Below are 23427 nucleotides of genomic sequence, written 5' to 3' on the forward strand. Positions count from 1 at the left end.
GGCAATCAAGTTTCGGATTCAGGCATGGACAGCATGTAGCGCGCGATCGTCCGGGTGAGGATCGACCGGCCCGGCGTTTCCACATACATGTGCTCGCCTTCGATTTCGATCGATGTGAATCCTGCTTTGGACGAGCGCCGCCATTCGCGGACGGCGGCGGCGCTCGCGGACGGATCACGCGTCGCGCTGAACGCGACGATCGGAATATCCAGCACGGACCACCGGGCGTCTGCCGCGGAATCGAAATAGAGACTCAAATCGCTTTCGTAAGCGGCCGAAGCGATTTGAACGAACTCCGCCATTTCATCGTCCGCGTCGGCTGAGTGCGCGAAGTGTGGCCCGAACCGCGCGAGCATCGCCCGGGCAAATGCGTAGCGGGCCGCCGCACGTGCTTCAGCAACGATGTTGGGACTGATGGCCGAGATGAACAGTCGATCGGGCGGTCTCAGACCACGCTCCGTCAGCAAAGCGGCGGTCTGATAGGCGAGAAAGCCGCCGAGACTGTGGCCGAAGAGCGAGTAGGGACGGTCGAGCCTGTGCTGAAGCGCGTCGGCGGCTTCCTCGACGACTTCGGACAGTGAGGTGCGGGGAGACTCGGCAATGCGATCCTCTCGGCCGGCGCGCTGCATCGCACAGATTTCGATGCCGGGCGCAAAGTCGTCCAGCCATCGGTGCACCGACCATGCGCCCGCGCCCGAATAGGGAAAAATCACGAGACGCGGAGAAAGCGAAGAATGCGACGCTTCGCGAATCAGTCTGAAGCAGCGGTCTGGCTCACGCATGACGCGGCTCAATCATGATTCGACGACGGGCGGCGCGGTGGCGCGGCATGCCCGACGCCGGACCTGTCCGCGTCGCGCCGCGAGGCATGACGCGCGCCGAGTAGACAGACGAGTGCGGCAGCCACGAAGGTGGCGAGCAGAGCGGCGTCCACGCGGAACAACGATCGCATCGACAAGCTGTCTCCCCAGCGGCTGACGCCGGCATACACTGCCAGACTCAGGCAGGCGATCAGCATCAATGTCAGGGACTTGACCTTGGCATAGAGCGCCGGCACGACCGTTTGAAGCATGGCCGTGTCGGCGCTGACTCGCATCATGCAGTTCAGCGCGCCCATCATGAACATTGCCGCAGCGGCGAGGACGGGCTCACCGGCCAACGAAAGGAATGTCAGCGTGGCGCTCATCGCCAGCAGTCCGCAGAGCCCCTGTGTGGCGGCGCGCGCGCGCCGGGCGAAGAGCGGCAGCAGCAAGCCGCCCGCGATCGAGCCGAAGCCCCAGAATGCGTCGACCAGTCCGAACGACACCGACGATCCCTTGAGGTCGCGCGCCACGAAAATGGGCATGGCCGTATTGCAGAAATTCATGTTGGCGTACGCCATGATCAGCACCGCGCACGGGATCAGCAAGGCGTTGTTTTTCGCGAGGTAGCGGAAGGTGACCTGGTAGTCTGTCAGCACGCTGCGCGGCGTGTTCGACGCTGGCGATGGCGTGGCCGATGCCCTGTTTCCGATCGAGTAGATCAGCACGCCGGAGAGAACGAGCGCGGCGGCGACCAAGCCGAGCGTGCCATACGCGCCGATCAAAACCACCAGTGCGCCGCCCGCGCTGGCGCCCGTCGTGACACCTACCTGCATGCTCATGTTGGTGACGATATTCGCCTGCAGCAGACGCTCGTGCGGCACCATATCGCGGACCATCCCGCCGATGGCGGGCTGGAAGAAACAATCGCAGGTCGCAGAACAGAAGAGCGCGGCATAGATCACCGGGATAGCCATGCCCGGAAACTGAATGGCGACAGCGGCGCAAAGCCAGGCGACGCCGCGCAAGAAATCGGCCGCGGCGCAAATGGCGCGTGGCGATCGCCGGTCCACGAACGCGCCGATCCACGTCGAACCCAGAATCCCGGGCAGCGTCGATACGATCATGGCGACGCCCACCGACCACGCCGACCCCGTCGACGTATAGAGATGCCACGAGATCGCGATGAACTGGACGCCGCCGGAAAACGATGCGAGGAACGCCGCGCTGGCATATTTGTAATAGTCACGTCCGAGCGGTGGGAGGCGAATCATAGGGGAAGCATTGTTGAACGTGTATTGCCAGCGTGTCTTGCGCGATCGATCTGATGAGTATAACAAACTAAGCATTTCGAATGATCTGCAATGCAATGCGATGCATGCGTGGCTACAGCCGCGTCGCGAAAACGTCGAAAATGCCGGTGCCTTCGAGAAGCGCGTTCTGGCTCACGTCGGCCTCGAAGCCGTGCGCCGCGAGAACCTGCATGATCGGATCGAGCCGGCCGTCCTGCGCGTGCACTTCCAGGGCGATTCGTTCGATCAACGGCCAGTGTTCTGCCCCGATGCCTTCGAGAACGTCGCGTTCGCTCTTTTCGACATCGACCTTCAGAAGCCCGACGCGTTCGATCCGATGCGCCTCGATCACGTCCGAGAGCGTCACGAGCGTACACGTCGATTCGGCGGTATCGAACTTCCTGTCAAGGAGAACATCGATGCTTTCCCGATCGACGCCGATATTGCGCAGATACCGCGCCGCGACCGCCCTGTCTGCCTCGGCGTCGCTGTACAAACCCGACATGACGCTGTTGGCCGGGTAGTAACTGAATGCCGTCGAGCCGCGCGTGGCTGCCGCCGCCGCTTCGATGATCGTGGCGTCGACGTGATGTCTCACGATGTTCTCCCTTAACGCGGAGATCGCGAGCGGCAGCGGTTCGACGCAGAAGAAGCGCAAGCCCGGACAAAATCCGTGCAGAAACAGCGTGGTCAAGCCGATATTCGCGCCGACGTCGAACACGACATCACCTGCCTTCAGACCCGACGCGGCGCGTGCATAGCATCGATCGACGAAAATCTCCTGGTAAAGCGCGCGGGCTTCGCCCGGATCATGGAAGTCGAAATCGACTGGAAGATTCAGTTCACGGCTGCTTTTCATGGGCGAAATCGTCATAGGGCGCGGACGTCATTCGGCGTCCGAGCGTTGCCTGAGCAACGCGGCGAGCGCCTCGATCGTTCTATGTTCGAACACTTCCGCCACGGTGAGCCGGTAGTCCGGCTTGAGGCGCGCGACGACCTTGACGGCAAGGAGCGAGTGCCCGCCAAGGGAAAAGAAGTCACGATCACGATCGATGTCGGCGACACCGAGCACGTCTCGCCAGACGTCGGTCAAGCGGCGCTCCAAAGCGTCGATCGAATCGCTGTCGCTGTCGCTGCCGGGCCGGACGGTGACCGTGTCGTGAGACACCGGCAGCGCAAGAAGGGCCTTACGGTCAGCCTTTCCGTTCGTGGTCAAAGGCATGGCCGGCATGATGACGAAATGCGCCGGCACCATCGTCTCCGGCAGCATCTGCCGCAACGACGTCCTGCATCGTTCGTGGAAGGACTGAAACCCGGATTTTTCCGCGATGGGTTCTCGCAGCGTGATGTAGGCGACCAGACGTTCATCGTCGCTGCCGAAATGGCGGACCAGGACGACAGCGTCTCGAACGGCCGCGAAGGCGGCGACCTGAGCTTCGATTTCACCGAGCTCGATTCGCATGCCGCGCAGCTTGACCTGCTGATCGACCCGGCCGAGGAACATCAACGATCCGTCACGGCGCAGGCGCACCAGGTCGCCGGTTCGATAAAGTGTTCCGCTGGCGGAGAACGGATCGGGAACGAAGCTGTCGGCGGCTTTCACAGGCTGATTGATGTAGCCGATACCCGGCGCGACGCCGCCGATGTAAAGCTCGCCGGACTCGCCTTCGGGCGCGATGCGGCCTCGTTCGTCGAGTATGTAGAGCGCGACGTTCGCCATCGGTTGTCCGATGGGGATTTCACGGTCCTTGGGCGTGCGCGTGCAGCTCCACCAGGTGACGGCAAGCGATGCTTCGGTCGGGCCGTAGAGGTTGTAGACCCGCACGTCGAGCCGCGCGAAGATCTGATCCAGCAACGCCGCCGTGAGCGTTTCGCCCGCGCAGGTCACGACGCGCAGGCTGTCGCACGCGCCAGGCTCCAGTTCGGACATGAACACGGACATCATCGAAGGGACGAAATCGGCGTGCGTCACCCGATGACGGTCGATGAGATCGATCAGGTAAGGTATGTCGCGCGCGCCGCCTTGCTTCGCGATGACCAGATCGGCGCCGCACAGCAATGGCGCAAAAATTTCCCAGATGCACACGTCGAAGGAAATGGGCGTCTTGAACAGCACGCTCGCGCCGATGCCGAGTTCGTAGGCCTCGATGCCCCACAGCAGACGGTTGCGGATGCCCGCGTGTGTCAGGATCGCGCCTTTCGGCATGCCGGTCGATCCAGAGGTGTACATCACGTAAATCACGTCGCTCGTCAGGCACGCGATGCGGGGATTGTCTTCCGCATAGCCCGCAATGGCGTCGGCCGAAGCATCGATGTTCAGCATGCGCCCGGTCCGGTCCGGACATAGCGCTTCGGTCGCGTCATTGCATAGCAACAGCTTCGCAGCGCAATCGCGCGCGACGAACTCAAGACGCTCGCGCGGAAGAGCCGGATCGAGCGGCACGAAGGCCGCGCCGGTCTTCAGGACGGCAAGAAGCGCGACGATGAGTTCGACGCAAGGCTCGAAGCACACCGCAACGAGATCCCCGCGACCGACGCCGTGATCCAGCAGCCACCGCGCCATCTGATTGGCGCGCGAGTTGATCTGCGCATGACTGACCGCCGCATCGAGAAAGCGGACCTGTCCCGCGCGAGGGTTGCGACGCAGGCTGTCTTCGAAAATTTCGTGAACGACGCCGGGATGAGGGAACATCCGTGTGGGTCCGGTGCATGCCGAATGCCCGGCGCGAAACGTCGAGGATGTTGCGTCGTTGGCCGCGGGCAACGCGGTGTCCGATTCTTGGTGCATGAGTGAACTAGCCAATGTGTTTGCGTGAAGGAATGGCAAGCGGGAACGACAGGCAGAACCTCGAGCGGAACAGCGAGCCGATTCATGTGACGCGGCCGATCACGAAAGGAAAAACTCTGCGGATCCGTACAGGCGTTCGGCGGGTATGCCGTTCGCACGACACTGCTCGATGAGTTTTCCGGACTCGACGATCGGCGGCGAATGCGGCGAATACCTGATGCTCATCACATGATTGAGCCAGGGTTCCTGCCCCATGGCGTACACGTACAAGCGTCCGGGGCGCAGAAAGTGGATCATTCGCGACACCATGGCGGCGTCCGAACCGCTCAGCGTTCTTTCCTCATCCTTCGCGCGTTCGAGCGGCAGCGCCATGAGCGGCCCGTAAAGCCAGGACAGCGGAGCGCCATCGCACTCCATGCCGATGAACAACGCATCCACGGCGCCGACCAGTGGCGCAAGCCTCTGATAGATCATTGGCTCGATATTGCGGGAATCCGCGCCCAGGAGAATCTTCTTGCCGTTAAGCGTGACGAGATAGGCAGTCTTGCTGTCGATCCGAAGGTCGCTATGTTCGCCGAGGAAAGGCAGCGGAAGAATCGAGCCGCCCTGCAAAGTCAATTCTTCGAGCATGTCGACGGAGCGGACATCGGCGAAACCAATCGTGCGCAGCATCAGGCTCAGCGATGGATCTTGCAATGTTCCGGGACTCGTGTTCGGCACCAGTATCGTTCCGACCCGATGACGAAGCTGAAGCAGCGTCTCCAGCATCACGTGGTCCTGGTGATTGTGCGTGATCAGAACGTAGTCGATGAACTCGGGAAGGTCGAGGTAGGTGTAGCGCAGCAACGCGGACGGATAGTCGTAGCTCACGACCGGATCGACGAGCACGCTCAAGCTTTCTGTTTCGATGAGCACGCAAGCATGTCCGAAATAGCGCACTCGGACGGATTTGCCAGAATGCCGTGCGGCGCGTCGCGGTGCGTGATCGGTGAAGAGCTTGCCGATGATCGCATCGGCCGATCCGGTGTCGCCGAACAGGCTCAGCACCTCGTCCACATCGGCGGCGGCCGTGCGCATCGAGAAGAGTTTGTCGATCAGTTTCGAGCGAAACGGAGCTTGCGCGAACAGGGTGCGAGAATCGTCGAGTCTCGGCGTGCTGAGCACGAACTTTCGCGCGTCGTGGTCGGTCGGAGAAAATGCCAGGCTCTGCAACGATTCGTCGTAGCACTCGGCGCGGTACATCAGGGCTTCGAGATATCTGACCGAGGCGCGATGATGACCGTCGTAGACGAGTTCGACGAGACCCTTGAGCGCGCCTGACACGCGTGCGTAAAGAGGCTCCAGCGAGCCGCCGCCGCCATGTCTGTCGAGCAGCGCGTTCAGGGCTTCGATGGCCGAAGCCAGTTCGATCTGTCTTGCGCATCGGATCCGGGTCGTTTCCAGGAGTTCGTGCACTTCGTCGGTGCGCGCGCCGTCATAGTCGAGAAACGGTCCGCCAAGCAGATTTGGATCCGACACGGCGTCGGCATGCACGGCCGGTTCCAGCACGTAGGATTCCATGATCGGCACATGACGCCTGACGATATTGAGCGCGCATGGAGCGGGCGAGATGAGGTGAGGCCACGCGTACCAGCGGGCGACGAGCGGCTCCATCTGCACGGATGGCTTGAGATAGCGCAGCCTGGACACTATCCGCGCTCCGCGATGGCGGCGATCGGCAGGTCGATCTCATTCTGCGTCATCTGTTCGAGGCTTTGTCTTCGGCGAATGACTTCGAACTTGCCGGGCGCAAGCCTGAGCACCTCGGGCGCTTCCGGATAGGAGTTGAAATTTTTGACGCTCATGCTCGCTGCATAACCGCCCGCTCGTTCCACGACGACGAAGTCGCCTGGTCTCGCGCATCCCATCGATTGCGGAAGTATGTCTTCCGCGTCACCCGGCATCGGTGTCAGCGTGTCGCCGGCGATGCAGCAGTGCCCGCTCACGACGTAGTGCTCGGGGCCGCCTCTCGGCGCGTCGTCCAAAGGCACGGTGACGAGTGGATGCACGGCGCCGTAATACGAAGGCCGCATGAGTTCGCTGAGCCCGCTGTCGAGCTTCAAAAAGGTGTAGCCGGCAGGCCCGGTGTCGACCTTGTCGATGACGCGTGTGACGAGCGAACCCGCCAGCGCCGCGAGTGCGGTGCCGGGTTCGAGCTCCAGCAGGAGCTTTCGACCATGAGAGGCCGCGAACGCCGTGAGCCGTTGAGCGATGCGGGCTGCCATCGCCCGGTGATCGTATTGCGGATCATCGCGTAACGCCGCGATGCGATAGCCGCCTCCAAGATCGAGTGTGGTGACGCCCGGGATTCGCGCGGCCAGGGCGAGCGCGAGGCCGACCGTGTCTTCGAGCACGGACGATTCATGACCCGAGCCGATATGAAAATGCAATCGTTCGATCGACAGCCGGTGTGCCGCCGCGATCTCGAGAGCACGGTCGACCTGCTCGATCCAGATGCCGAAGCTCGAGTGGGCGCCGCCGCTCGTCAGCTTTCTCACGAGTCCGGAGCCGAAACCCGGATTGATGCGCATGGAGACGGCCGCGCCGGGAAATGCCCGGCCATACGCGTCGAGCTGGGCGAGCGAGCCCGCATCGAAGCGCATGCCCTCGCGGCAAAGTTCCTCCCAGCCCGACGACGCTTCCTGAGCGGTCATCAGAATCTTGTCGGCGGCGATTCCCGCGCCGATCACGCGGCGCGCTTCCCAGACCGAACTCACATCGAAGTGAGCGCCCAGTCGATCGAATATCTTCAGGATCGAGCGATTCGGATTGGCCTTGACGGAATAGCGAATGACGAGGCCGTTGGCATGGGGCAGGTCGGCGAAGTAGCGGAATCTCCGTTGCAGGGTTTCAAGGTCGTAGACGAAGCAAGGCGTGCCGAACTGGCCGGCGATCTGCGCCACTTCGTGCGCAGTCAGGAATTTGAGCGACTCGATGTTGTTCAAGGTATGGCCTCTTGATGTGGCGAGCGTCGATGCAAAACGATGCGACGCGGTACAAGACGGTGTGGCGGCGAGCTCAGCGATCCATGCAGGCCTGATTCAAGTCCTGCCTGATGCGGCCCGACAGAATGTCCCTGTATAGCGACCAGTAAGAAGGTTCGACCACGGCGATGCGGCCTTCGATCAGCTCGTGTAGAGCCTTCACGTTGCACATCGGCACGCCGTGATGAAAATGATGCGCCGTGTGGAGATCATTGCCGTTGACATACCAGTGCACGAGCCGCGACGTGCGTATTGTTCGCGTATTGGAAAGCACGTCGGGTTGCGTCATCGTGTTCAGCCCGAAATGCTCGGGCATCTCGATCATGAAGTGAACGCCTTCCGATATAAGGAGTGCGGGAACCCACCAGGCGAGCACGAACAGCATCGCGAGACGCGTGGAGTAAAAGGAACCTGCGACGGCCGCGACGAGCAACACGAAATAGAACACGTACTCCTGCTTGATTTCCCTGCCGGCCTTGGCCTTGTCGACGCCGGGCACCGGCTTGCCGATGAATGCGCATAGCAGGACGCGCGCAACGCGCTTGTAGCGGCTCAAGTCGAAGAACGCGCGCGTGAAGCCCGCGATGGAGTCGAGATTGGAGAAGCGGTAATTGAAATGCTCCAGATTACGCGGCGTGCCCAGATACGCGTGATGCCGAAGATGGTCGTATCGATAATGCGCATTCGAACTGATCATGAACACGCCGCAAGCGATCCCGAACGCCCGGTTCAATGAAGGTGATCGAAAGGCATGTCCATGCATGCACTCGTGTTGCAGCTCGATGAGATGCGCGAACAACAGGCCGTTCACGACGATCGCGAGAATCGTCGTCGCAGGGTTGATGTCGAGAACGATGAGGGTCGTCGCACCGGCGATCAATCCCATTGCGAGTGCGAACTTCAGCAGAAACGTGAAGGGCTTTCGCTCGAATAGCGCTGGCGGCAATGTGCGCCGGTTGTCCCTTCCAGAAATGTGAGCAAGGGGAACATCGCTATCGTTATCGAGCCTGTCGTCGACGGGATCCTCGCTCGTGAGTGGAAAGATATGTGGCGCGCCTGATCTCATTATATTTTTCCTCGGATCGATGTCTGCTTTTGCTATTTAAGCAGGGGTACTTATTAAATGCCTGAGAGAGCTTATTTCGACGATGCCCCTGCGCCCTATTGGGGAATGACCTAGCAAAGATTTCAGACAGTTCGTATTCCGGCGGCGGCCGGAAACGAAGCGGCGCAGTGATTGCCCGCACGTCAGGCGCGCTTGCCGATCGAGTCATGAGCGCCTCGGTCGCTGCACGGCATCAGTGCTGCGTCGCACCATCGCTGTGCCCGGCTGCATCGAAACATGACGCTCATCGCGTGTGCATTGGCGGTGCATGCATCCCAAGAGCCTTACACAGCAACGCTTTCCAGCCGATACCACGCGCGTGGCATAGCCCTTGCCTTATGACTTGCCATCGGATCAACGGCGATCCGCACTGAATACAGCGCCCGGCAGGTTGCAGCCATGCGGGCATCGGACAACGGCGTCCCCTGCATTCGGCCAACCGGTCGAATGCGCGGGACGCCTTTCTTTTTGGCGGCTACACGATGAACACAGCGATGGACAAAGCCACCCGGATCGATCTCTTCAGCATGCGCGGGGCACCGATGCGCGCCTTCCATCTCACGTGGATGGCGTTCTTCGTGTGCTTCTTCGCATGGTTCGCCTGCGCGCCGCTGATGCCGCTCATCAAGCGCGAATACGGTCTCACGGCCGATCAGGTCGCGAACATCAACATCGCGGCCGTGGCGGTGACGATCCTCGTGCGCCTCGTCGTCGGCCCGATGTGCGATCGCTTCGGCCCGCGCAAGGTGTATAGCGCGCTGTTGCTCGCGGGCTCGGCGCCGGTGCTCGGCGCGGCGCTCTCTACGGGCTACGACAGCTTCCTGTGGTGCCGTCTCGCGATCGGCGCGATCGGCGCGAGCTTCGTCATCACGCAGTACCACACGTCGGTGATGTTCGCGCCGAATGTCGTCGGCACCGCGAACGCGACGACCGCCGGCTGGGGCAACGCAGGCGCCGGCGCGGCGCAGGCCACCATCCCGCTGCTCGTCGCGGCGGCGATCGCGCTGGGCGCGGGCGAGGCGTCGGCATGGCGCGCCGCGTTGATCGTGCCGGGCCTCGCGATGCCGGTCATGGCCTACTTCTACTGGCGCTATACGCAGGACTGCCCGCAAGGCGATTTCGCGACGCTGCGCCGTGCGGGCATCGCGATCGACGGCGGCAAGAAGGGTGGCTGGCAGAGCTTCGTGACGGCGTGCGCGAACTATCGCGTGTGGATGCTCTTCGTGACGTATGGCGCGTGCTTCGGCGTGGAAGTGTTCATCCACAACATCGCGGCGGTGTACTACGTCGATCACTTCAATCTCACGCTCGGCCAGGCCGGCCTGGCGGCGGGCAGCTTCGGCCTGCTCGCGCTGTTCGCCCGCGCGCTCGGCGGCTGGCTCTCCGATAAAGCCGCCGCGAAGAAAGGCCTCGATATCCGCGCGACGCTGCTTTTCGCGCTGATCGCGGGCGAAGGCATCGGGCTCTATACGTTCGCGCATGCGCCGGGCGTCGTGCTCGCCATTGTCGCGATGCTCGTGTTCGGGCTCTTCACGCACATGGCGTGCGGCGCGACCTACGCGCTCGTTCCCTTCATTGATCGCAAGGCGCTCGGCGGCGTGGCGGGCGTGATCGGCGCGGGCGGCAACGTCGGCGCGGTCGCGGCGGGCTTCCTGATGAAAGGCCTCGGCAACGCGCAGGCGACGCTCTCGATGCTCGGCGTGATCGTCGCGGGCACGGCGCTGTGCGCGCTCGCGGTGCGCTTCTCTCCGGAACACAAGGCGCGCGAAGCCGCACTGCGCGAAAGCGCGCTCGCAGCCAACAACGCTATCGCAAACTAGAAAGGTCACGTCATGAAAATCGTCGTCATCGGTCACGGCATGGTCGGCCACAAGTTCCTCGAATGTCTCGCCGAAAGCGGCCAGCACGCACTCGACGTGACGGTGCTCTGCGAAGAACCGCGCGCCGCGTACGATCGCGTGCATCTCACCGAGTTCTTCTCGGGCAAGTCGGCGGACGATCTTTCGCTCGTGCAGGAAGGCTTTTTCGAGCAATCGGGCTACGTGCTGAAGCTGAATGCGCGCGCCGTCTCGATCGATCGTGCCGCGCGCACCGTGACTGCATCGAACGGCGATGTGCTTCCGTACGACAGGCTCATTCTCGCCACGGGCTCTTATCCGTTCGTGCCGCCGCTCGAGGGCAAGGAACGCGATGGCTGCTTCGTGTATCGCACGATCGAGGATCTCGAAGCGATGCAGGCCTTCGGCGCGCGTGCGAAGACGGGCACGGTGGTCGGCGGCGGCCTGCTCGGTCTCGAAGCGGCGAAGGCGTTGCGCGACATGGGGCTCGAAACGCACGTGGTCGAATTCGCGCCGCGCCTGATGGCCGTGCAGGTCGATGAAGGCGGCGGACGCATGCTGCGCGGCAAGATCGAAGAGCTCGGCGTGACGGTGCATACGGGCAAGAACACGCTGGCTATCGTCGATGGCGAAGGCGCGGTCAATCGCATGAATTTCGCCGACGACACGCATCTCGACACCGACATGATCGTGTTCTCCGCGGGCATTCGTCCGCGTGACGATATCGCGCGCGCGGCGGGACTCGACATCGGCGCGCGCGGGGGCATCGTGATCGACGATGCATGCCGCACGAGCGATCACGATATCTTCGCGATCGGCGAATGCGCGCTGTGGAAAGGGCAGTTGTTCGGTCTGGTTGCGCCGGGTTACGACATGGCGCGCATCGTCGCGAAGCAGATCATCGGCGAGGAAGCCGCGTTCGCGGGCGCGGACATGAGCACGAAGCTCAAGCTGATGGGCGTCGATGTGGCGAGCATCGGCGATGCACACGGCAAGACGCCGGGCAGCCGCACGTATCAATACAGCGACGAGCGCAAGCAGGTCTACAAGAAGCTCGTCGTGTCCGATTGCGGCAAGTTCCTGCACGGCGCCGTGATGGTCGGCGATGCGACGGAATACGGCACGCTCTTGCAAATGATGTTGAACAAGATCGAATTGCCCGAAGCGCCCGAGTTCCTGATCCTCCCGTCGAGCGACGGCAAAACGAAGCCCGCTTTGGGCGTCGAAGCCTTGCCCGAAGCCGCGCAAATCTGTTCGTGCAACAACGTGAGCAAGGCGGAAATCTGCGCGGCGGTATGCGCGGGCGCGACGAGCATCGGCGCGATCAAGTCGTCGTGCAAGGCGGGCGCGTCGTGCGGCGGCTGCGTCCCGCTCGTTACGCAAGTGATGAAGTCGGAGATGAAGCGCCAGGGTCTCGCGGTCAACAATCATATCTGCGAGCACTTTCCGTATTCGCGTCAGGAGCTTTATCACATCGCGCGCGTGGAAGGGCATCGCACGTTCGGCGCGCTGCTCGCGAAGCACGGCAAGGGACGCGGCTGCGACATCTGCAAGCCCGCGGTCGCGAACATTCTCGCTTCGTGCTGGAACGAATTCGTGCTGAAGAAAGAGCACGCGAGCCTGCAGGATTCGAACGATTACTACCTGGCCAACATTCAACGCGACGGCACGTATAGCGTCGTGCCGCGCATGCCGGGCGGCGAAGTGACGCCCGACGGTCTGATCGCGGTTGGCCAGGTCGCGAAGAAATACGGGCTCTATACGAAGATTACAGGCGGACAGCGTGTCGACATGTTCGGCGCGCGCGTCGAGCAATTGCCGTTCATCTGGGAAGAGCTGATCGCGGCGGGCTTCGAATCGGGTCATGCCTACGGCAAGGCGCTGCGCACGGTGAAATCGTGCGTCGGGTCGACGTGGTGCCGCTATGGCGTCGGCGATTCGGTCGGACTCGCGATCGAGCTCGAAAACCGCTACAAGGGCCTGCGCACGCCCCACAAGATCAAGTTCGGCGTGTCGGGCTGCACGCGCGAATGCGCGGAAGCGCAAGGCAAGGATGTCGGCGTGATCGCGACGGAGAACGGCTGGAATCTCTACGTATGCGGCAACGGCGGCATGAAGCCGCGCCACGCCGAACTCATTGCATCCGATCTCGATCACGACACGCTCGTGCGTTATATCGACCGCTTCCTGATGTTCTACGTGCGCACGGCGGATCGTCTGCAACGCACGAGCGTGTGGCGCGACAACCTCGAGGGCGGCCTCGACTATCTGATCGATGTAGTCATCAACGACAAGCTCGAGATCGCCGCCGAGCTCGAATCGGAGATGCAGCTCGTCGTCGATACGTACGAAGACGAATGGAAGAAAGCCGTCACCGATCCGCACACCCGCAAGCGCTTCCGTCACTTCGTCAACAGCGATGCCGGCGATGCGAACGTGACCTTCATCGAAGAGCGCGGCCAGATTCGCCCCGCGACGCTGGAAGAAAGAAAGTCGAAGCTCGCCGATATTCCCGTCACCGTCGAAACCGTCTGAAGCCCAGGAGAAACATCATGAACGACCGCATCGAACAGGACTGGACCGCCGTTTGTGAAATCGACGACATCGTGCCCGACACGGGCGTGTGCGCGCTCGTGAAGGGCACGCAGGTCGCGGTGTTTCATCTCGCGGGCGAAGACGCGGCCCTGTACGCGATCGACAACTACGATCCGCATTCGCAGGCTGCGGTGCTGTCGCGCGGCATCGTCGGCAGTATGGGCGAGCGCATCGTCGTCGCATCGCCGATCTACAAGCAGCACTTCGATCTGCGCACGGGCGAATGCCTCGAAGCGCCGGAGTTTTCGGTGAACGCGTATCGCGTGAGGGTCGCGGGCGGCAAGGTCTGGGTCGCCGCATGAAGACCGAATATGCGGTTGCGGGCATCGCCTCTTTGAACGGCGCGCCGTTTGCGCGTCAGCGGCTGGTCGTCGTCGGCAACGGCATGGCGGGCATGCGCACGGTCGAAGAGCTGTTGAAGATCGCGCCCGAGCTCTACGACATCACCGTGTTCGGCGCGGAGCCGTACGGCAACTACAACCGCATTCTGTTGTCGCCGGTGCTCGCGGGCGAGAAGCGCGTCGACGACATCATTCTCAACACGCGCGAGTGGTACGACGCGAACGGCATCACGCTGCATGCGGGCGACGCCGTGACCGGGATCGATCGCGTGCGGCGCATCGTGCGCTCGGCGAAGGGCGTCGAGGCGCGTTACGACCGCCTGTTGATCGCAACCGGTTCGAAGCCTTTCATCATTCCGGTGCCCGGCTGCGATCTGCCCGGCGTGATCGCATTCCGCGACATTCAGGATGTCGAAACGATGCTCGGCGCGGCGCGCGATCATCGTCATGCGGTGATCATCGGCGGCGGGCTGCTCGGGCTCGAAGCGGCCAACGGCTTGCAGCGGCAAGGCATGTCGGTGACCGTCGTGCATGCCACCGACAGCCTGATGGATCGTCAGCTCGACGCGACCGCGGCCGCGTTGCTCAGGCGCTCGCTCGAAGCGAAGGGCCTGCGCTTCGCGATGGCCGCGCAGACCACCGAAATCATCGGCGATGACCGCGTGCGTGCCGTGCGTTTCGCCGATGGCACGCGGATCGACGCGGACCTCGTCGTGATGACGGCGGGCGTGCGGCCGAACATCGCGCTGGCGCAGGCATCGGGTCTGCATTGCGAGCGCGCGATCGTCGTCGACGACACGCTGCAGACCTTCGATCCGCGCGTCTATGCGGTGGGCGAATGCGTGCAGCATCGTTCTGCGACCTTCGGTCTCGTCGCGCCGATCTGGGATCAGGCGCGCGTGGCGGGCGCGCATCTCGCGGGCGCGGGGCATCGTCGTTATGTGCAGCGCGCGACCGCGACGAAGCTCAAGGTCACCGGCGTCGATCTGTATTCGGCGGGCGATTTCATCGGCGGCGACGGCAGCGAGGATCTCGTGCTGCGCGATCCGCGCCGCGGGGTCTACAAGCGGCTCGTGCTGCAGGCGGGACGTCTGATCGGCGCGGTGCTGTATGGCGACGTGAAAGACGGCGGCTGGTACTTCGATCTGATTCAGGCACGCGCGGATGTCTCGCATGTGCGCGGGAAACTGCTGTTCGGCAAAGCGCTTTGCGAAAGTGAGATTTCCAATTGAGCATTCCCATCGTTCCGCTGGTTCCCCTGGTTCCAGTCAAAACCACGTGTCCTTATTGCGGCGTCGGCTGCGGTGTCAGTGCGACGCCCAAGAGCGCGACGCAAGTCGATATCGCCGGCGATGAAACGCATCCGTCGAACTTCGGGCGTCTGTGCGTGAAGGGCTCGGCGCTCGGCGAAACGGTCGGACTCGAAGGCCGTCTGCTCACGCCGAAACTGCGCGACGAGACGACCGGCACGCTCACCGACGTTTCCTGGGACGACGCCATCGGCACGGTCGCGAGCGGCTTTGCGCGCATCATCGAAGAGCATGGCCCGGATGCGGTCGCGCTATACGTGTCCGGCCAACTGCTGACCGAGGATTACTACGTCGCCAACAAGCTGATGAAGGGCTACATCGGCAGCGCGAACATTGATACGAATTCGCGGCTGTGCATGTCGTCGTCGGTGGCGGGACACAAGCGCGCGTTCGGCGAAGATATCGTGCCGATGAGCTATGAGGATCTCGAACTCGCGGATCTCATCGTGCTCGTCGGCTCGAACACGGCATGGTGTCATCCGATCCTGTTTCAGCGCATCGTGAAGATGAAGGAGACGCGTCCCGATGCGAAGATCGTCGTGATCGATCCGCGTCATACGGCGACGTGCGAAATGGCCGATCTGCATCTGCCGCTCAAACCCGGCAGCGATGTGCGCCTCTTCAACGGCCTGCTTGCCTTTCTCGCGGAACATGGCGCGACGGATGCCTCATTCGTCGATGCGCACACCAACGGCTTCGACGCGGCGCTCGCCGCTGCAGAGCCTTCGGATCTCGCGCAAACCGCAAAGGACTGCAAGCTCGATCAACACGATCTGATGACGTTCTATCGCCTGTTCGCGCGCACCGAACGCGTCGTGACCGTGTATTCGCAAGGCGTGAACCAGTCGAGCGCGGGCACGGACAAGGTCAACAGCATCATCAATTGTCATCTGCTGACGGGACGTATCGGCAAGCCGGGCATGGGGCCGTTCTCGTTCACCGGGCAGCCGAACGCGATGGGCGGCCGCGAAGTCGGCGGTCTCGCCAACACGCTCGCTTCGCATCTGGAACTCGGCGATCCGCTGCATGGCGAGATCGTGCAGACGTTCTGGTCTTCGCCGGTCATCGCGCAGCGTGCGGGTTTGAAAGCCGTCGAACTGTTCGATGCGATTGATGCGGGCCGTGTGAAGGCGGTGTGGATCATGGGCACGAATCCGGTCGTGAGCCTGCCCGACGGCGATCGCGTGAAGCGCGCGCTCCAGACGTGCGAGCTCGTGGTGGCATCGGACATCATCGAGAAGACGGATACGAACGCGTTCGCCGATGTGCTGCTGCCCGCGCTCGGCTGGGGCGAAAAGAACGGCACGGTGACGAACTCGGAGCGGCGCATTTCGCGTCAGCGCGCGTTCATTCCGGCGCCGGGCGCGGCGCGCGCGGACTGGCGCATCATCTGCGATGTCGCGCGGCGCATGGGCTTCGATGGCTTCGATTTCGCGGGACCGCACGAGATTTTCGACGAGCATGCGCGGCTGTCCTCCTATCGCAACGATGCTTCGAAAGGTGCGTATCGCGCGTTCAACGTGAGCGGTCTCGCCGGCATGAGCCGCGCGCAATACGATGCGCTGAAGCCCGTGCAATGGCCGTTGCTTAGCCCTGGCGAAGAAGGCGCGGCACGCCTCTTCGAAGACGGCCGCTTCAGTCATGCGGACGGCCGCGCGCGCTTCATCGCGACGGCTCCACGCGCGCCGGTCAACGCGCCCGATGAAGATCATCCGCTCGTGCTCAACACGGGCCGTGTGCGCGACCAATGGCACACGATGACGCGCACGGGCCGCTCCGCGAAGCTTGCCGGGCATATCAGCGAGTCGTTCATCGACATGCATCCGCAAGACGCGCTCGCATGCGGCGTGCGCGAGGGCGAGCTCGCGCGCGTGGCGAGCCGCTGGGGTTCGATGGTCGCGCGCGTGCAGCACGGCGGCGGCATGCCGCGCGGCAGCGTCTTCGTGCCGATTCACTGGAACGATCAGGTCGCCTCCGATGCGCGCGTCGGCGCGGTGGTGAATCCTGTCGTCGATCCGGTTTCGGGCGAGCCGGAATTCAAGCACACGCCAGTGTCGGTGGAGAAATTTCACGTCACGTGGCATGGCTTTTCGCTTTCACGCAGCACGCCCGATCTCGATCGCGTCACGCACTGGACGCGCGTGCATTGCGCGCGTTTCGAGCGCTACGAGATGGCGGGCCGCAATCGTTTCGATGCGGCGCATGGCGATCATCACGACTGGGCGCGCGCGCTCTTTCATATCGACGATCATCACGCGGACTGGATCGAATACGAGGACAAGAGCGCAGGCGTGTATCGCGCGGCGCATCTGGTGGACGATCGCATCGAAAGCTGCGTGTTCATCTCGGAGCGGCCCGATCTGCCCGCACGTGCATGGCTCGCGAGTCTCTTCGGGAAAGACCGTCTCGACGACGACGACCGCGCGAGCCTCCTGCTCGGCCAGCCGGCGGCCAAGGGCGAAGACACCGGACCGACCGTGTGCTCGTGCTTCGGCGTCGGACGCAATACGATCTGCAACGCGATTCGCGACAAGGGGCTGAAGAGCGCCGCCGAGATCACGTCGTGCCTGAAGGCGGGCGGCAATTGCGGATCGTGCGTGCCCGAGTTGAAGAAGCTCATCGTCGAGACGGAAATGGCACGGTTGAGCACGGTCTGATTGCCGGACCGCTTGCGTGGTCTGACGCACGAACGCGGGCGCATGTCGTCCGCGTTTTTGCTTTTCAGCGTATCGCAGCGCGCGCACGGACCTTGGAAACCCGCGAAAACAGGGCGTTTCCGGCCGGCCGGCCTATTGGTATGAGTGGTCGCCCACCAAATTCCTAACGATTTGGTGTGACATGAAATTTAGTGTTGGCTGCCCCACGCCTGACACATTTCAACTTCCGTACAGTCTCTTCGAAACACAGGCACTTAAAAAAACCAGGCGCCTGAAACAACATAAAAACGTGTTACGGGGATTGCGATGAAGAACAACGCAAAGCAAATTGACACAGCGGAAGGCCGACGCGCCGCGATCCGCTCGACGGGAACCACGAGCCCGTCCCAGACCAGCCTCGACCTGTTCGACTCATTGCATGGACGACGACTTCGTTCGCTCGAAGCTCGCGCCGTTCCCGCTCTCGCGCTACTTCTGATCTGACTGACCCGCGCTCGCAGCGCGATCTCTTTCAAACGTCCACTGATTTTTCGCACGGGTTCATCGACGCGAGATTCGATCAGACGCTTGAAATAGGAATACTAATGAAATTGCTGTACCCGCTACATATTGGCGCCGATGTAGCTGGAAAAAACCGTGCGCCTTTACTTGGAGACATCACCATGCAACGCAAACTGATCGCAGCCGCAGCCGCTCTCTCGCTCGTTTCCGCCGCAGCTTTCGCAACGGGCACGAACTCCAGCTCCAGCTCGACGTCGGGCGGCACGTCGGCCGCAGCCGTCTATGGCTTCGGTTCGTTCACCGCGACCAACGCCGGCATCGCCAACGGCCACGCATCGGCTACGGCTGGCCAAGGCCACGGCGTGACGGGCAACACGACCAACGCGACGACCGGCCATATCAACACGACGTCGGCGAGCGGCAAGGGTTTCGGTGGTTCGGGCGCAACGGGCGTCTCGGGCGCCGACGCTGCGGCGAACGCCTGGAGCAAGCTCGGCGGCGGCTGGCGTTAAGCACCCCGGTTGCGGAGGGCGGACTTCGCCCGCAACGGGGTTCGCTTATCCGTATCGGTGTGACCGTAGATCGAAGAACAAAAACGAAATCCAATCTTTATGATTCGATAAGGAATGCAAATAATGAAACGCACTCTCATCGCTGCCGCACTGCTCTCGTTCGTCTCCGCCGCCGCTTTCGCAACGGGCACGAACTCCAGCTCCAGCTCGACCTCGGGCGGCTCGACCTCCGCTTCGGTTTCCGGCTTCGGCCACTTCACGGCCAGCAACTACGGCACGGCCAACGGCAACGCGCAGTCGGTCGCCGGCAACGCGTTCGGCGGGACGGGCAACTTCACCAACGCGACGACCAGCCACACCAACACGTCGAACGTCGGCGGTTTCGGTCACGGCACGTCGTCGGCAGGCGGCACCTCGGGCGCGGACGCAGCGGCCAATGCATGGAGCAAGCTCGGCGGCGGCTGGCGTTAAGCCGGACCGTGTGCCACGGCAGGGGCGGCGTCATCACGAGACGCGTGCTTGGGCGACACCGCCTTTGCCGACCTTATAAAAATACTCTAAGCCGTCCGGGGCGTCATGCGCTGTGGCGTTCCCCTTTCCTTCCGGAGAACCAGAATGAACAAGACCACTTTGCAACTGGCATGCGCAGTGTTGTTTTGCGCAGCGCAACTTGCCCACGCTGACACCGCGGCGAATGCCTCGTCGGGCTCCGTATCGGGGTCGACTTCGACCGGCATCGGTCAGGGCGGCGGATCGAGCCTGAACAACATCGGCACGTCGGCGAACTCGACGGCCAACACCAGTTCCAATTCATCGTCGGTCGGCGGCCTCGGCGTGGCGAACGCGAACGGCGGCCGTTCGTCGGCAACCGGCGGCAGCTCGTCGGCGCGAGGCGGCTCGTCGAACGTCAACATCTCGCTGACGATGCCGGCGCTCGCTAATTCGAGCACCGGCGCGAACGGCACGGGCTCCCCCACCGGCACGGATGCGACCGGCAAAGCCGCGACCAGCGGCCCCGGCACGAGCGCATTCGACACGCGCACGACGGTCGATTACAACCAGAGCTCGTACTCGGTGCGCACGACGCCGGCGATTGCCGCGCCCGCACTCACGACGACGCTCTCCGACACCTGCATGGGCTCGGCGAGCTTCGGCCTGTCGATCACGGGCTTCGGCGCGACCGGCGGCACGACGCTCGTCGATCAGGCTTGCGTGCGCCGTCTCGATGCACGCGAATTCCGCGCGATGGGCCTCACCGATGTCGCGCTCGCGCTCCTGTGCCAGAGCGAAGCGAACCGCCGCGCCGTCGAAGCCACGGGCCATCTGTGCCCGGGCACGACCACGCCGCTCGTGAAGTCGGGCGCGGACGCTGTTCTTTCGGATGACGAAAAGTTTCGCGATCCGCTGATCCGCGCGCGCCTCGGCTTGCCGGTGACCGCCGCGAACAATCCGGAAGTCAGCCTGAAGACGCGGGACGATGCAAAGCAGGCTCAGCCGGCGCCCGCGAAACAGGTCGCGCAGCCGACGCCGGTCGCGGCCCGCGCGTACGATAAGCATGAAGCTTCTGATGGCGTCGAAGTGGCGAGCGCGCCCATCGGCGAAAAGATCGAAGTCTCGCTGGTGCAGTGAGGAGCGGTACATCCAATGGCAGCTTGACGCCTTGGAGCAGAAGAGACGCGCCTGAGCAATCGGGCCGTCTCTCCCTTTCAAGGGTTGGCTCTGAAAGACTGGTCCCGGAGAGTCAACCCTCGTTTTCCCGCTTGATTTCCCGCTTGATTTTCCCGCACGAGGCAGGCGATGAAGAGTCAGAAGAAAACAGCGGCCATCGCGCTCGCAGCGGCCGCGATGGTCTCGATGATGCCGATGCGCGCGCACGCCGACGTGAGCGCCGGGCTGATCTGGGCCGCGAATCCGGCGGGCCTGCAGGCGATGCCCGATGCGCAGGCGCTCGCGCTCTTGCCTTCGAGCGCTTATGTGCCGTTGCAGACTTCGGGCGGCAAGTGCCTGCTCGTCGCGCGACGCGGCACGAAGATCGTCGCGGTCGAACTGTCGCCGCTCACGATCGGCACGAAGATCATTGGATGGAAGCCGCAGGAGATCGACATGAGCACGCTCACGTCGAAGTGGGGCTATCAGCCGCCGAAATCGTCGATCGATACGAAGAGCTTCGGCAATCCCGTCACGAACACGATCTCCGCGCAAAGCAAGACCGATACGTCGAAAGGCGGTTCGTACGCACACGCGGGCAGTTGGAGCAACGGCAACGTCGAAGCGCACAGCAGCGCGATTGCATCGGCGAACGGCGAGACGGAAGCCGCCGAATCCGTGACCGTGAACGGCAAGACGTATCGCAAGTACAGTCATTTCAAGCCGGCGACGGCAGACGCGCCGGTCGCGGCATCGGACGAATATTTCTGTCAGTGACGCACGAGCTTCACGTCGCGGCGGATTTCGTTTCGACGACCGGCGGCACCGGCAAGGCGACGCCCTCCGCGGGCCGCGTCTCGCTGCCGAAACGCGCGACCGAGAACGAGAACGTGTTGATGCCGTTCGCGCTCGTCGCGGACACCGTGCCGCGATGCATCTCCGCCACCGCCTTGACGATGGCGAGCCCGAGGCCATGATTTTCGCGGCTGTTCGTACGTGAGCTTTCCGCGCGATAGAAACGGTCGAAGAGATGCGCCATCACATGCGGCTGAATCGGCTCGCCCGGATTGGCCACCGCAATGCGCACACGTCCATGCTCGCGCGTGATCGATACGGCGATCGTCGCGCCGGGCGCGCAATGCTGAATCGCATTCATCACGAGATTCGTCAGCGCGCGTCCGAACAGCGACGTGTTGACGAAGGCGCGCGCATCGCCGCTCGCGGTTGCGCCGACCTGCGCTTCCTCCAGTGGAATCTCGAGAAACTCCAGCGTGCGATTGACTTCCGCCGCGAGCGACACTTCGACGAGCCCCGTCGCGCGCTCGCCCTGATCGGCGCGCGCGAGAAACAGCATGTCGTTGATGATCGCGCGCACGCGCTCGAACTCTTCGAGATTCGATTGCAGCGTATGACGCAGCTCTTCGATCGAGCGATCGCGCGTCAATGCCACTTCCGTCTGACCGATCAATATCGTGACCGGCGTGCGCAACTCGTGCGCGACATCGGCGTTGAAGGATTCGAGCCGGCCGTACGCGTGATCGAGACGCTCCAGCGCGCCATTGAAGGACTTCGCGAGATCTTCCAGCTCCATCGGCAGCGCGCGTGTATTGAGGCGTTGCGAGCGATTGGTCGGACTCAGCTTGGAGGCATCGCGTGTGAGCCGCGTGAGCGGCGCGAGACCAAGACGCGCGACCGAATAGCTCAGCAGCAGGACCGCGATGGTCGACAGCGCCATGAACGCAGCGAGTGCGAGACCGAACGCGCGCATCGTGTGGACGTTGGGCGAGCAGTCGATTGCGACGAAGAGCTGCAAGGGCGGACGGTCCGCGTTGGGCGGGATCGTCAGCGTGGTCATCAGCATGTCGTACGCGCGGTCTTTGGGACGAAAGCGCTCATAGCCGCCCAGCACGCGCTTGATGACGCGGCCCTCCGGCGGCGACCCGTACTCGAAGCGCGGATCGTTGCTCGACACGGCGAAGAGCGTGGAGCCGTCGCGCGGCGTGATGTCCGCGAGCTTCTCTTTCGCGATCTTCCATTTGTCCGGGTTCGACACGTGCGTGACGATGAGCCGTGCGACCTCCGCGCGATTGTCGAGCGAGTCGCGCAAGTGCTGCTCCAGTTGCACGCGCAGCACGAGAAAAAGCCCGGAGCCGACGAGCGAAAACACGAATAGCGCGACGAGCGCGAACATCACGGCGAGACGCCGCGAGATGGAGCGCTGGGTGCGCGGCTCATGTGCCTCACGTGCCTCACGAGCTTCATGCGGCGCCGGCGATGCCCACTGCGTGTTCATGATGGTCTCGCGTCTTCCCTTATTTCGCGCGTGTCGCGGGCTTCGCGCACTTCGAGCACGTAGCCCATGCCGCGCACGGTGTGCAGCAGTTTCGTGCGGAACGGTCCGTCGAGTTTCGCGCGCAGACGCTTGATCGCCGTTTCGACGACGTTCGTGTGGCTTTCGAAATCGACTTCCCAGACGAGTTCGGTGATCGCGGTCTTCGACAGAATGTCGCCGTGACGGCGCGCGAGCACCGAGAGCAACTGAAACTCTTTCGCGGTGAGATCGAGCCGCACGCCATCGCGCGTCGCACGGCGGCCGATCAGATCGACATACAGATCGCCGACGGAAATGAGCGTGGATTCCTGCGCGCGCGTGCGGCGCGCGAGCGCATGCAGGCGCTCGACGAGTTCGAGGAACGAGAAGGGCTTGGTCAGATAGTCGTCCGCGCCCTCGCGCAAGCCGCGCACGCGATCGTTGATGTGATCGCGCGCGGTGAGCATGATGACGGGCGTCGACTTCTGCATGCGCAACGCCTTCAGCACCGCGAAGCCGTCGCGTCGCGGCAACATCACGTCGAGCACGATCACGTCGTAGTCGTATTCGATGGCGAGATGCGTGCCTTCCTCGCCGTCCATGGCGACATCGACGACCCAGCCTTGCTCGGTCAACCCCGAGCGCAGGTAATCCACTACTTTGTGTTCGTCTTCGACTATCAGGACTTTCATGCCTGGCACCTGTGC

Annotated in this window: 18 protein-coding genes; 9 read left to right on the top strand and 9 right to left on the bottom strand. The window is 63.0% G+C overall.

The window, feature by feature from the left end:
* Positions 1-5: 5 nt before the first annotated feature.
* From AWB75_RS07575 to AWB75_RS07605, 7 genes are all read right to left on the bottom strand, one after another.
* Positions 6-782, bottom strand: coding sequence for a thioesterase II family protein (locus AWB75_RS07575; RefSeq protein ID WP_061123460.1), 777 nt, complete (start codon positions 780-782; stop codon positions 6-8).
* 8 nt (positions 783-790) lie between these two features.
* On the bottom strand, positions 791-2074 hold the full coding sequence (locus AWB75_RS07580; RefSeq protein WP_061123461.1) for an MFS transporter: 1284 nt from the start codon (positions 2072-2074) through the stop codon (positions 791-793).
* Positions 2075-2186: 112 nt separating this feature from the next.
* Positions 2187-2951 carry an FkbM family methyltransferase gene (locus tag AWB75_RS07585; RefSeq protein WP_061123462.1) on the bottom strand — a complete coding sequence of 255 codons (765 nt, stop codon included), beginning with the start codon at positions 2949-2951 and terminating at the stop codon, positions 2187-2189.
* A 27-nt stretch (positions 2952-2978) separates the two neighbouring features.
* Positions 2979-4784, bottom strand: coding sequence for a non-ribosomal peptide synthetase (locus AWB75_RS07590; RefSeq protein ID WP_061123463.1), 1806 nt, complete (start codon positions 4782-4784; stop codon positions 2979-2981).
* Positions 4785-4979: 195 nt separating this feature from the next.
* Entirely contained in the window at positions 4980-6569 is a 1590-nt protein-coding gene (locus AWB75_RS07595) for an MBL fold metallo-hydrolase (RefSeq protein WP_235012015.1), read from the bottom strand.
* A complete protein-coding gene (locus AWB75_RS07600; RefSeq protein WP_061123464.1) occupies positions 6569-7864 on the bottom strand; it encodes a diaminopimelate decarboxylase in 1296 nt (431 codons plus the stop codon). The genes AWB75_RS07595 and AWB75_RS07600 overlap by 1 nt, the downstream gene beginning before the upstream one ends.
* Before the next feature lie 73 nt (positions 7865-7937).
* Positions 7938-8789, bottom strand: coding sequence for a fatty acid desaturase family protein (locus tag AWB75_RS07605; protein WP_200822943.1), 852 nt, complete (start codon positions 8787-8789; stop codon positions 7938-7940).
* A 713-nt stretch (positions 8790-9502) separates the two neighbouring features.
* Between AWB75_RS07605 and AWB75_RS07610 the strand changes: the two genes are divergently transcribed.
* The 9 genes from AWB75_RS07610 (at position 9503) to AWB75_RS07650 (ending at position 21186) form a co-directional block, all read left to right on the top strand.
* Complete coding sequence (locus AWB75_RS07610; RefSeq protein ID WP_061123466.1) at positions 9503-10828, top strand: MFS transporter; 1326 nt, start codon at positions 9503-9505, stop codon at positions 10826-10828.
* A 12-nt stretch (positions 10829-10840) separates the two neighbouring features.
* Positions 10841-13381, top strand: a complete 2541-nt coding sequence (gene nirB, locus AWB75_RS07615) for a nitrite reductase large subunit NirB (protein WP_061123467.1) — start codon at positions 10841-10843, stop codon at positions 13379-13381.
* 17 nt (positions 13382-13398) lie between these two features.
* Positions 13399-13743, top strand: a complete 345-nt coding sequence (gene nirD, locus AWB75_RS07620) for a nitrite reductase small subunit NirD (RefSeq protein WP_061123468.1) — start codon at positions 13399-13401, stop codon at positions 13741-13743.
* Positions 13740-15014 carry an NAD(P)/FAD-dependent oxidoreductase gene (locus tag AWB75_RS07625; RefSeq protein WP_061123469.1) on the top strand — a complete coding sequence of 425 codons (1275 nt, stop codon included), beginning with the start codon at positions 13740-13742 and terminating at the stop codon, positions 15012-15014. Before nirD ends, AWB75_RS07625 begins: the two co-directional genes overlap by 4 nt.
* Positions 15011-17749 (top strand): nitrate reductase, encoded by a 2739-nt coding sequence (locus AWB75_RS07630; RefSeq protein WP_407642134.1) that lies wholly within the window; start codon positions 15011-15013, stop codon positions 17747-17749. The genes AWB75_RS07625 and AWB75_RS07630 overlap by 4 nt, the downstream gene beginning before the upstream one ends.
* 662 nt (positions 17750-18411) lie before the next feature.
* Positions 18412-18762 carry a hypothetical protein gene (locus tag AWB75_RS07635; protein ID WP_061123470.1) on the top strand — a complete coding sequence of 117 codons (351 nt, stop codon included), beginning with the start codon at positions 18412-18414 and terminating at the stop codon, positions 18760-18762.
* 123 nt (positions 18763-18885) lie between these two features.
* On the top strand, positions 18886-19233 hold the full coding sequence (locus tag AWB75_RS07640; RefSeq protein WP_061123471.1) for a hypothetical protein: 348 nt from the start codon (positions 18886-18888) through the stop codon (positions 19231-19233).
* A 144-nt stretch (positions 19234-19377) separates the two neighbouring features.
* Positions 19378-20391 carry a hypothetical protein gene (locus tag AWB75_RS07645; protein ID WP_061123472.1) on the top strand — a complete coding sequence of 338 codons (1014 nt, stop codon included), beginning with the start codon at positions 19378-19380 and terminating at the stop codon, positions 20389-20391.
* Positions 20392-20559: 168 nt separating this feature from the next.
* Positions 20560-21186 (top strand): hypothetical protein, encoded by a 627-nt coding sequence (locus AWB75_RS07650; RefSeq protein ID WP_061123473.1) that lies wholly within the window; start codon positions 20560-20562, stop codon positions 21184-21186.
* Between the two features lie 10 nt (positions 21187-21196).
* On the opposite strand, the gene AWB75_RS07655 is transcribed toward AWB75_RS07650, so the two are convergent.
* Together AWB75_RS07655 and AWB75_RS07660 are read right to left on the bottom strand one after the other, a co-directional pair.
* Entirely contained in the window at positions 21197-22702 is a 1506-nt protein-coding gene (locus AWB75_RS07655; protein ID WP_087086518.1) for a heavy metal sensor histidine kinase, read from the bottom strand.
* A complete protein-coding gene (locus AWB75_RS07660; RefSeq protein ID WP_061123475.1) occupies positions 22699-23412 on the bottom strand; it encodes a heavy metal response regulator transcription factor in 714 nt (237 codons plus the stop codon). The genes AWB75_RS07655 and AWB75_RS07660 overlap by 4 nt, the downstream gene beginning before the upstream one ends.
* Positions 23413-23427 lie beyond the last annotated feature (15 nt).

Source organism: Caballeronia catudaia (assembly GCF_001544755.2).
In the GTDB taxonomy this organism is placed as follows: Bacteria; Pseudomonadota; Gammaproteobacteria; order Burkholderiales; family Burkholderiaceae; genus Caballeronia; species Caballeronia catudaia.